The sequence below is a fragment of the Streptomyces sp. NPDC001406 genome (assembly GCF_042895285.1).
Taxonomy (GTDB): domain Bacteria; phylum Actinomycetota; class Actinomycetes; order Streptomycetales; family Streptomycetaceae; genus Streptomyces.
In genome coordinates this window covers 1-9,370 of sequence record NZ_JBIAWG010000048.1, presented here as the reverse complement: position 1 = coordinate 9,370, position 9,370 = coordinate 1, and the positions used below count along the sequence as shown (strand labels likewise).

8 protein-coding genes, 1 tRNA gene and 1 pseudogene are annotated in these 9,370 nt (G+C 69.9%); 7 read left to right on the top strand and 3 right to left on the bottom strand.

Annotated elements, in window-relative coordinates; translation table 11 throughout:
- Positions 1-374: 374 nt before the first annotated feature.
- The 3 genes from ACFY1J_RS45930 (at position 375) to ACFY1J_RS45920 (ending at position 2,007) form a co-directional block, all read left to right on the top strand.
- Positions 375-839 carry a hypothetical protein gene (locus ACFY1J_RS45930; protein WP_390733294.1) on the top strand — a complete coding sequence of 155 codons (465 nt, stop codon included), beginning with the start codon at positions 375-377 and terminating at the stop codon, positions 837-839.
- Between the two features lie 85 nt (positions 840-924).
- Positions 925-1,197: a VOC family protein gene (locus ACFY1J_RS45925; protein WP_143138195.1), complete on the top strand. Its 273-nt coding sequence runs from the start codon at positions 925-927 to the stop codon at positions 1,195-1,197.
- 309 nt (positions 1,198-1,506) lie between these two features.
- A complete protein-coding gene (locus tag ACFY1J_RS45920) occupies positions 1,507-2,007 on the top strand; it encodes a hypothetical protein (protein WP_390733293.1) in 501 nt (166 codons plus the stop codon).
- On the opposite strand, the gene ACFY1J_RS45915 is transcribed toward ACFY1J_RS45920, so the two are convergent.
- Positions 1,972-3,231: a hypothetical protein gene (locus ACFY1J_RS45915; RefSeq protein WP_390733292.1), complete on the bottom strand. Its 1,260-nt coding sequence runs from the start codon at positions 3,229-3,231 to the stop codon at positions 1,972-1,974. The genes ACFY1J_RS45920 and ACFY1J_RS45915 overlap by 36 nt on opposite strands.
- Positions 3,232-3,256: 25 nt before the next feature.
- Between ACFY1J_RS45915 and ACFY1J_RS45910 the strand changes: the two are divergent.
- Positions 3,257-4,260, top strand: a pseudogene (locus ACFY1J_RS45910) (IS5 family transposase).
- Positions 4,261-4,327: 67 nt separating this feature from the next.
- On the opposite strand, the gene ACFY1J_RS45905 reads toward ACFY1J_RS45910, so the two are convergent.
- The gene (locus tag ACFY1J_RS45905; protein ID WP_390713355.1) at positions 4,328-6,598 is read right to left on the bottom strand and encodes an MMPL family transporter; all 2,271 of its coding nucleotides are present in this window, start codon (positions 6,596-6,598) and stop codon (positions 4,328-4,330) included.
- 175 nt (positions 6,599-6,773) lie between these two features.
- On the opposite strand from ACFY1J_RS45905, the gene ACFY1J_RS45900 reads away from it, so the two are divergent.
- Together ACFY1J_RS45900 and ACFY1J_RS45895 are read left to right on the top strand one after the other, a co-directional pair.
- On the top strand, positions 6,774-7,946 hold the full coding sequence (locus ACFY1J_RS45900; protein ID WP_390713354.1) for a sensor histidine kinase: 1,173 nt from the start codon (positions 6,774-6,776) through the stop codon (positions 7,944-7,946).
- A complete protein-coding gene (locus ACFY1J_RS45895; RefSeq protein ID WP_390713353.1) occupies positions 7,921-8,583 on the top strand; it encodes a response regulator in 663 nt (220 codons plus the stop codon). The genes ACFY1J_RS45900 and ACFY1J_RS45895 overlap by 26 nt, the downstream gene beginning before the upstream one ends.
- Positions 8,584-8,829: 246 nt before the next feature.
- On the opposite strand, the gene ACFY1J_RS45890 is transcribed toward ACFY1J_RS45895, so the two are convergent.
- Positions 8,830-8,973: a hypothetical protein gene (locus tag ACFY1J_RS45890; RefSeq protein ID WP_390733291.1), complete on the bottom strand. Its 144-nt coding sequence runs from the start codon at positions 8,971-8,973 to the stop codon at positions 8,830-8,832.
- Positions 8,974-9,112: 139 nt separating this feature from the next.
- Between ACFY1J_RS45890 and ACFY1J_RS45885 the strand changes: the two genes are divergently transcribed.
- Positions 9,113-9,186, top strand: a tRNA-Met gene (locus tag ACFY1J_RS45885).
- The last annotated feature ends 184 nt before the right edge of the window (positions 9,187-9,370 follow it).

Below are 9,370 nucleotides of genomic sequence, written 5' to 3'. Positions count from 1 at the left end.
ACCCGCTGGAACAACTCCCACAACTCATCCGGCACTAGCCGCTCAACGATCCCCACACCGAGACCCTACCGAACACTCCAAATGAGATGTCTTCTAAGTCGATGCCCGAGCAGGCGTAGTAGCTGAACGAGGTGATCCGCACGTGCATCTGTGATCACGAAACCGCACAGGCAGCCCCTGTCAGCTTCTCGGCCGGCGGGGGCTTCGTCGTTTTCTACCGGCCCGCTGGCAGTGGCTGGGAGGGAACGGTCAAGTCCACGACTGGGAACCGGACAAACAACGGAAAGTTCGCGCCACGGATCTTGTGGGGCGCCTGTGAACCCATGAGGATGGTCGGCGGCGGAACACGCGTTCGATTTTTCTTAGGGGGAAAAGTGAACGCATGTTTTGTCGTCCCGCTTCTCGCGGCGGGGGCCCTGCTGGTGCCGGCTGCCGCGGCGTCGGCTGCTCCGAGCGGCAACACGGGAAGGGCCGTCGCGAAGACTGCTGCCTTTCCCGTGTGGTGCACGTTCCAGGGTGAGAAACCGTTCCAGGTCACCCATGGCGGCCCGCTGTACGCCCAGGGCCATTACACGGGTTGCTCAACTCCGGCACCCGACCAGTGCCGGGTCCAGGTCGATCTTCAGGAGTACGTGCGCGACGGGTACTGGCGCGCGGTGAAGCACAAGGACAGCGGGTGGACGAGGTGCAGCGGGCGCTACACCACTCCAGGGCTCACGTGCGTGCATGATGGAGAGAAAGAGACATACAACACTCAGGTGACCCTTCAGGTCGAGTACCACGGACGCTTCAGCGAACCCGGAATCGCGGACACGGGCAACACCGTGATCGACTGCTGAAGTCCGTTCACCCGTAACGGCCTGCCGGATTGATCCGGTAGGCCGTTTTCGGCTTCGGTCGCACAGATGAAAGTGAGACAGCAGCATGCACGTTCATTTTGAAGCAGTAGACCCGGAGAAAATGATCAGGTTCTGGGGCGGCATCCCGGGTTGGGGTGGGTACAGCGTCGGCGAAGCGGAATCTCCGGCTGTGCTACCGGTCGTCACCGTCCTTGTCGGAACGATCGCCGAACAGGTTCAGACGCTGATCGCCAAGGGCGCCTCTCTCGTGGAACCTCACGATTGCATGCACGCCCTGATGACGGATCCGGAAGGCAACAGGTTCATGGTGGTGCTCGACCCCGATCACGAAGCATGACGTTCTCCAGCGTGGATGCGGCCCGGCGTACGGCACTCGCCCTTCAAGGGCGCCGGGTGGACGATCCGGTGCGGGGCGCCTTCACCGTCGCTCCGACGTCGAGGCTGACGGAACCTGCTGGCCAATCCAGGTCGCCTTCTCGGCAGCCGGATGGCGTTGGGAGACGGCCTGCACCACTACGTGAATCGACGGCGACGCGAGCACCGACAGCCAGCGCGGGTGAGGGACGTGCGGGAGGCCGCCGAGTAGGAGCGGGCAGCTCTGCGGTTCCCGCTCGCTGAGGCCGGGTGGCCTTCTACGATCCAGTGCATGGATCCCGAGCTGCTGGAACGGATCACCGCGCGGCGTGCGGAACTGGACGAACTCGAAGAACAGCTGGCCAAGCAGTTGGCGGAGGTGCGGGCCGAGCGGGACGAACTTGCCGTCGCCGAGCGGGTCCTGGAGCGGGTGAGCGAACAACTCGCCGACGAGCGCGCCTCAGCCGCGCCGATGCCCGGGCAGGTGGGTGGACGGTCGGTGATGCTGATTCCGCACCGCGAGCCGGGCCTGGAGGAGACCATGCTCCCGCCGGACTACCAGCGCATCCTCGCCGCGGTGCGGCAGGCTGCCGGACCCGTCATGGCCCGGCATGTCGGCGAGATGCGCAGTTCAGGGCGACGAGGTCAGGTGGGAGTGCTGAGGGCTCCGTTCGGAGAAGCGTCGTGGCGACGCCTTCCCGCACGGATGCCCAGTCCCGACTGTTTTGTCGTGTGGGCCTCGGCAGCGGCTGCGTCGTTAGGGCACGGCTGGAGGCTCGGGGTGCTGGCGTAGCCAGTGCTGGAGTTCACGGTGGCGGTACTGGTAGGCGGGCCCGCTGTAGCGCATGAGTCCTGCGGTGACGGCCCAGTCCAGGAACAGGCCGAGCCGGAACGGCAGACGGCGGCGCGAGCAGAGCAGGAACACCGCATACCGGCGCGAAGCCTCCGCCCCGAGCGCGAGCCCGCCCGCGAGCCCGAACACGGGCCCGAACGTGAGCCCGGCCGGGAGCCCGACCGCGAGCCCGAACAAGGCGTCGCTGTTGATGATGGCCCGGCCACTGAGGCTCGTGCCCGGCTCCCGCACGAGCCCGCCCGCGAGCCCGCCCGCGAGCCCGGCCGCGAGGCTTCTGCGTGCTTGAGGGGTCCTGATCGGGTTCTGCAGACGACTGGGGATGCCGGTCGTGATGGCTTTCGTTCCAGCCACGACGGCAATCGTGCCGATCACAGCAGCGACCGCGCCTGTTACCGGCTGGGGGGTTGTCCAGGCGAGGGGGAGGGTGGTGAGGACGCCAAGGGTGGTCAGGAGGGCGTCGGTTGCGCGGACGCGGGTGCGTCCGGCGAGGGGCCACAGTTCGTGCAGGACGAGGTCGGTGGCTTCCGTGCCTGCGGTGGCTGTGGCTTGGGGGGTGCTGGTGGGGTCGAGGTGGGTGGTGAGGTGGTGGAGCCAGCGGTGGACGTCGTGCGGTGTGTAGCCGTGGGGGTTGGGGGTGGTGCGGGTGGCGACGGGGATGTAGCGGGCCAGGAGGTGGCGGTCGAGGGCGTCAGGGCCGGGGAGGGTGAGGAGTTCGGCGGGGTTGCCGTGGTGGTGGTAGACGGTGGCGGTCAGGCAGAGCCGCCAGGGGGTGGACAGTACGGTCCGCCAGGGGCCCGCTGGGGTGGGGGCGAGGTGGTCGGTGAGGGGCCGCCAGCGGGCCGCGTCGAGTGCGCGTCCGGTGAGGTAGTCCCGGGCGTCGGCGGTGTCGACGGGGGCGACGGCGATGCGGGCGGCGTCCAGGACTTCGGTGTGCGCGCTCAGGGCGTCGTAGTGCCGGGTGCGGCAGGTCAGGATGAGGGGCCCGGCGTCGCGGCCTTGCTGGTAGGTGTTGAGGGCGCGCACGACGGCGGTAGCACGGGGCGCGGCGGGGTCGGGGGTGCCGTCGGGGGCCGGGGGGTCCATCTCGTCCAGGCCGTCCAGGACCGGCAGGACCAGGGCGCGTATCGAGTCGTGATCAATTTGCGGGATGTGCCTTCGTGGCACGGTCCGGTCCGATAGACGGTCTTACGTGACGCGAGTGCAACTGACCGATCCGGATTGGGAGTTCATCGAGCCGTACCTGCCGATCGGCGAGTACGGCCCGTACCCCGAGCGACTGCGGCAGCAGTTCGAGGGCGTGATCTGGCGGTTCAAGACGGGCGGGCAGTGGCGGGAGATGCCGACGGAGTTCGGCGCCTGGCTGACCGTCCACAACCGCTTCCGGCGGTGGAGTGACGCCGGCGTCTTCGAGGCCCTGCTGGAGGGTCTGATCACGGAAGCCGCGAAGCGGGGTGAGGTGGACCTGTCCCTGGTCAGCATCGACTCCACCACCGCCCGAGCCCACCACGACGCGGCCGGGATGCACCTCGACGAGGACGTCGTCACCGCCCTGGAGAAAGCCGCGGCCGAGGAGGAGAAGGCCAGGTCAAAGGGGGCGGCCTCGAAGAGCAAAACGGGCAAGAGACCGAAAGTGATCCCGCGCTGGAAGAACGACGACGCATCCGGCGTCGGCGGAAACTCCGGCTGAAGGCCGCCCTCCTCGGACGTTCCAGAGGCGGGCAGACCAGCAAGGTCCACCTCGCCGCCGACCGCAAGTGCCGCCCGCTGGCGTTCATCCTGACCACAGGCCAGGTAGCGGACAGCCCGCAGTTCATCCCCGTCCTGAAGAAGGTACGGGTACGCGGGCCCGTCGGCCGACCCTGCATCCGGCCGGACGCGGTCGCCGGGGACAAGGCGTACTCGTCCCGCGGAAACCGCGCCCACCTGCGCAAACGCCGTATCAAGGCGGTCATCCCGGAGAAGAAGGACCAGGCCGCCAACCGGAAGAAGAAGGGCTCCAGAGGTGGCCGACCCGTCAGCCACGACGCCGATCTCTACAAGGAGCGGAACACCGTCGAACGCCTGATCAACAAGCTCAAAGCATGGCGAGGCATCGCCACCCGATACGACAAGACTCCCGACAGCTACCTCGCCGGTCTCCACCTGCGCGCCTCGATGATCTGGATCAAGGACCTCACCAGGACCACCCGATGATCACGACTCGATATGCCCCCAGGTGACGCGCTGAGGTGCCGGACGCCAAGGGCGGGCAGGAGTTGAGTCAACGGTCAACCAGCCGTGGACGCGGGGCCTCACCCGTGGATTCCGCGTCGGTGTCGTCGGTGCCGACCGGGCCGCGGGGAAGCATCCAGTCTAGCCACTTCGGCAGCCACCAGTTGGTCCGGCCGAGGAGTGTCATGGTCGCCGGTACCAGCACCATGCGTACGATCGTGGCGTCGATGAAGATCGCGGTGGCCAGGCCGAGCCCGAACATTTTGGTGGAGGGGTCCTCGGCGACGGCGAAGGACAGGAAGACCGCCACCATGATGAGGGCGGCCGAGGTGATGATCCGGGCGGTGCGCGAGACGCCCTCAACGATCGCCGTGCCGTTGTCGCCGGTGCGCAGGTACTCCTCGCGTACGCGGGAGAGGAGGAACACCTCGTAGTCCATCGACAGGCCGAACAGGATGGCGAAGAGGAACATCGGGATGAACGACACGATCGGAACCGTCGCTTCCAGCCCGATGAGTGCGCATCCCCAGCCCCACTGGAAGACCGCGACCATGATGCCGTAGGCCGCGCCGATGCTCAGCAGATTCAGCAGTACCGCCTTGAGCGGTACGAGTATCGAGCGGAAGACCAGCATCAGCAGCAGGAACGACAGCGCCAGCACGGCGGCGACGAACACCGGCAGGCGTTGGCTGGTGCGTTGGCCCACGTCGGACAGGCTCGCGGCGGCGCCGCCGACGTGGGCCCTGGCCGGGCCGTGCCCGATCACCGTGGGCAGCACGTCGGTGCGCAGCCGGGCGATGGTGTCGGCCGTGGCCTTCTCCTGCGGGCTGGTGGTCGGGAACACCACGAGGGTCGCGATGTCCGTGGCCCGGTCGACATGCGTCGGCGCGACGGATGCGATGCCCGGGTCCGCCGCGACCGTTGTGACGAGACGGTCCAGCACTCCCGGCTCACCGGCGGGGTCCACGGCGATGACGAGGGGACCGTTGGTGCCCGGGCCGAACCCCTCGGCGACGAGGTCGTGGGCGCGGCGCTCGGTGCGGCTGTGGGGCAGTGAGCCGTCGTCGGGCAGGCCGACGCGCAGGCCGAGCACGGGCAGTGTCGCGGTCAGCAGCAGCCCGGCCGCGCCGACGGCGTACGGCACCGGGTGCCGGCTGACGTGCCCGATCCAGCGCCGCCACCCGGCGGCGGGGGCGGCGCCTGCCGCCGGGTCCCGCCGCCGTGCGAGTCGGCCCAGCTTCCTGGTCTGCAGAGCCCGGCCGATCCGACCGGTCCGGCCCAGACGCGGGCCGGCCGCGCCGAGGAAGGCCGGCAGCAGCGTCACCGACGCGACCACCATGGTCAGGACGACGATCGAGACGGCGATCCCGCCCACCGTCATGAACGGCACGTTCGCGACCGCCAGGCCGAGGATCGATACGACGACGGTGCCGCCGGCGAAGACCACGGGCCGCCCCGCCGTGGCCACCGCCCGCCCGGCCGCCTCGCGGGGATCGAGCCCGCGCGCGAGGTACTCGCGGTGCCGGGCGAGCACGAACAGCGCGTAGTCGATGCCCACCCCGAGTCCGACCATGCTGCCCAGGACCGGTGCGAAGGTCGGGACGTCCGTCACCCCCGCCAGTACCGTCATCGTGGCAACCCCGACGGTCAGCCCGAAGACCGCCATGCCGATCGGCAGCGCGGCGGCGACGAGCGAACCGAACGCCAGGAACAGGATCGCGGCCGCGGCGAGGAGGCCGATCAGCTCGCTCGCGCCGCCGTCGGCGTCGGAGAAGACGTAGAAGAGGTTCCCGCCCATCTCGATGCGCAGAGGCAGCTCGCCGCGCAGCCGGTCGCCGAGACCGACGAGGGCGTCGAGGTCCTTGGCCGACAGCCGGCTCTGGTCGGGGTACTGCACCCGGACGACCGCGATCCGCCCGTCGGCCGAGACAAGGCCGCCGCGCACGGTGGTGTCCCCGCCTGCGTCGAGTGCCCCCGCCGGGTCGCTCGTGCCGAGCACGTGCGGCAGCCGCTTCACCTCGGTCTGCAGCCGCGTGAGAGCGGTGCGCGCGCTGCCGTGGTCGAAGAACGTCGCACCGCCGTCGAGGGGGGTGACGACCACCTGGGCGGTCATCCCCTCCTGGCCGGTGCCTGCCCGCTCGATCAGTTCCGCGGCCTGTTGGGAGTCCAGTCCCGGAGCGGTCATCGAGTCCGCGGTCCGCCCGCCGAAGGCGATCGCGGCGAGGACGGCAAGCGTGGCGGCAATCAGCCATGCCGCGATCACCCGCCAAGGATGGCGGGCGGCGCTTGCGCCCAGGCGCAACAGGGCTTTCGAGAGCATCGGGTCCTCCAACCACCTCGTCGGCCGTCCTTGTACGGCCGCCGATGCCGAGGTTCGTCGCCACGGCGCTCTGCGGCATCGGCTCGCGGGCCGCGGATCCGTCGGCCCCAGGGCGGAGTGACGACCCGTCCTTTCGGCCGATGCGCGGCACGGCGCGGTCCCTAGGCTGAGAACCGTGCTGCGAGACGACCTGCGAACCCTGTGGACCGAACCCCGGCCGCCCGACGCGCCCGCCCGGGTGTGGCGGGACTGGGCGCTGCTCGCCGCGGGCCTGGGCGGTGTGATGCTGGAGGCCACCCTGCGCGAGAACGTCGTGTGGCGTCCGGTGGCGGTGGTGTTCGCCGTATGGCTGTGCCTGCTGCCCCTGTGGCGCCGGACCCGCCCACTGGCGATGGTGACGCTGGCATTCGGCTCGGTGATCCTGCTTCAGGTGGCCTCGCTCGTCGCCGCTCCGCGCGAGCCCGTCGGCCTGTACACCGGCCTGATCATGCTCGTGCTGGTGTACGCGCTGCCCCGGTGGGGATCGGGACGCGAGATCGTGCTGGGCGGCGCGGTGATCCTCGCGGCCAGCGCGCTGTGTTCCGTCACGGACGAGACCCCGGTCGTCGAGAACGTCGTGGGCTTCGTCTTCCTGCTGCTGCCCGGCGTGGTCGGGGCTGCCGTGCGGTTCCGGGTGACCGCTCGCGAGCGGCAGTTGGAGCAGGTGCGCTCCCGCGAGCGCGAGCAGCTCGCCCGGGAACTGCACGACACGGTGGCCCACCACGTGTCGGCCATGGTGATCATCGCCCAGGCGGGCCGGGTGCTCGCGGGCATCGACCCGTCCGCCGCCGTCGAGGCGCTGGAGGGGGTCGAGGAGGAAGGGGCGCGCACGCTGGAGGAAATGCGCGCCATGGTCGCCGCGCTGCGCGACCGCGGGGTCGGCGCCGAGCTGGCGCCCCCTGCCGGAGTCGCGGATCTGGAGCGCCTGGTGCGCACCCCGGGTGGTCGCCTCAGGGTCGACTTGGGGCTCGACGGCGAACTGGACGCGCTGCCCCCGGCCGTGGACGCGGCCGTCTACCGGATCGTGCAGGAGTCGGTGACCAACGCGCTGCGCCATGCGGTCGACGCGACCGAGCTCGTCGTTCGGGTCGCCGCGGAACGGCACTCGGTACGGGTGAGCGTGCGCGACAACGGCCGGCGCACCGGCCGGGGTCGCGACGGATACGGACTTACCGGACTGCGCGAGCGCGCGACTCTGCTCGGCGGCACACTACGAGCCGGCCCGGGTATCGACCGGGGCTGGCATGTCGAAGCCGAACTGCCGAGAGCGAGGAGCGAGAGCGGTGTCCATTCGCGTCCTCGTCGCTGACGACCAGACGATCATCCGCACCGGGTTGCGGATCATGCTGAACGCCCAGCCCGGCATCGAGGTGGTCGGCGAGGCCGCCGACGGACACGAAGCGGTACGTCTGGCCCGCGAACTACGCCCCGACGTCTGCCTGTTCGACATCCGCATGCCCGTACTCGACGGGCTCGAGGCCACCCGGCTGGTCGCTGGCCCGGGCGTCGCCGACCCGCTGGCCGTGGTCGTCATCACCACGTTCGACCTCGACGAGTACGTCTACGGCGCGCTGCGTGCCGGCGCCCGCGGATTCCTCCTCAAGGACACGGGACCGGACCTTCTGGCGCAGGCCGTACGGTCGGCGTCCGGCGGTGAGGCGCTCATTGCGCCCAGCGTCACCGTCCGTCTGCTCCAGGCATTCGCGGACCTGCCCGCCGGCCGGCCCGTGGCCCAGCCGGTCTCCCCCGTCACCGCCCGCGAGGAGCAGGTGCTCCTCGCCGTCGCTCGCGGGCTGACCAACACCGAGATCGCCGATGCACTGCACATCAGCCTCAGCACGGTGAAGACGCATCTGGCCAGCCTGATGGCCAAACTCGGCGCCCGCAACCGGGTCGAGATCGCGATGTGGGCCTACGAAACGCGCCGTATCCTCCCCGGAACCTGAGCCGGGTGCCGGGCCATGTCCCATGAGTCCCCGCCCGGACATCAGTGCACCGGTCGGCTCACGTCGGCTCCACGTGCCTCACCCGCCCCAGAGCGTGACGTACCAGGAGGCCGGAACTGGGATGGTGAGACACCCGATACGACAAGACTCCCGACAGCTACCTCGCCAGTCTCCACCTGCACGCCTCGATGATCTGGATCAAAGACCTCACCAGGACCACCCGATGATCACGACTCGATACGCGCCCTAGTGGGATGACCGCGCCACGGCGACGACGAGTCCTGGGGCCACAACCACCGTGACGGCGGCACCCGCCACGGCGGGGACGACCGGCACGGCGGCGGGGAGCGTCACGGCGGCGTCCGCCGCTGACGAGGCTGCGGGTGCCATCAGCCGGTGAAACCGGCGGCCCTTTGCGGTACTCGTACGGGTGGTACGCGCCTGCGGGGGTGTACCACCGCCAGCCGCGCCCGCAGCTGTAAATGGGTTCCGCCCTGGTCGGGGCTGCTGTGTAGAGTGGCCGGACCGACGCGGGGTGGAGCAGCTCGGTAGCTCGCTGGGCTCATAACCCAGAGGTCGCAGGTTCAAATCCTGTCCCCGCTACGAGAGTCGAGGGGTCCGGCAGACGCCGGGCCTCTCGACGTTCCCGCCCGCTGCGGCTTCGGTCGGCAGCCGGTCGTCTGCGCGGTCCTGTCCGGCGGTCACTCGTGTGGCCCGTCCGATGTGCCTGCCCGTCAGGTGGTCTCGTACGTTCGTGGTGCCCGGCTCTGACAGGACTGTCGGGTTC

Bases quoted from the DNA above. Each gene is read 5' to 3' on its own strand.
- ACFY1J_RS45920 (WP_390733293.1), top strand. From the start codon at position 1,507: ATGGATCCCGAGCTGCTGGAACGGATCACCGCGCGGCGTGCGGAACTG.
- ACFY1J_RS45890 (WP_390733291.1), bottom strand. From the start codon at position 8,973: ATGGCACCCGCAGCCTCGTCAGCGGCGGACGCCGCCGTGACGCTCCCC.
- ACFY1J_RS45925 (WP_143138195.1), top strand. From the start codon at position 925: ATGCACGTTCATTTTGAAGCAGTAGACCCGGAGAAAATGATCAGGTTC.
- ACFY1J_RS45905 (WP_390713355.1), bottom strand. From the start codon at position 6,598: ATGCTCTCGAAAGCCCTGTTGCGCCTGGGCGCAAGCGCCGCCCGCCAT.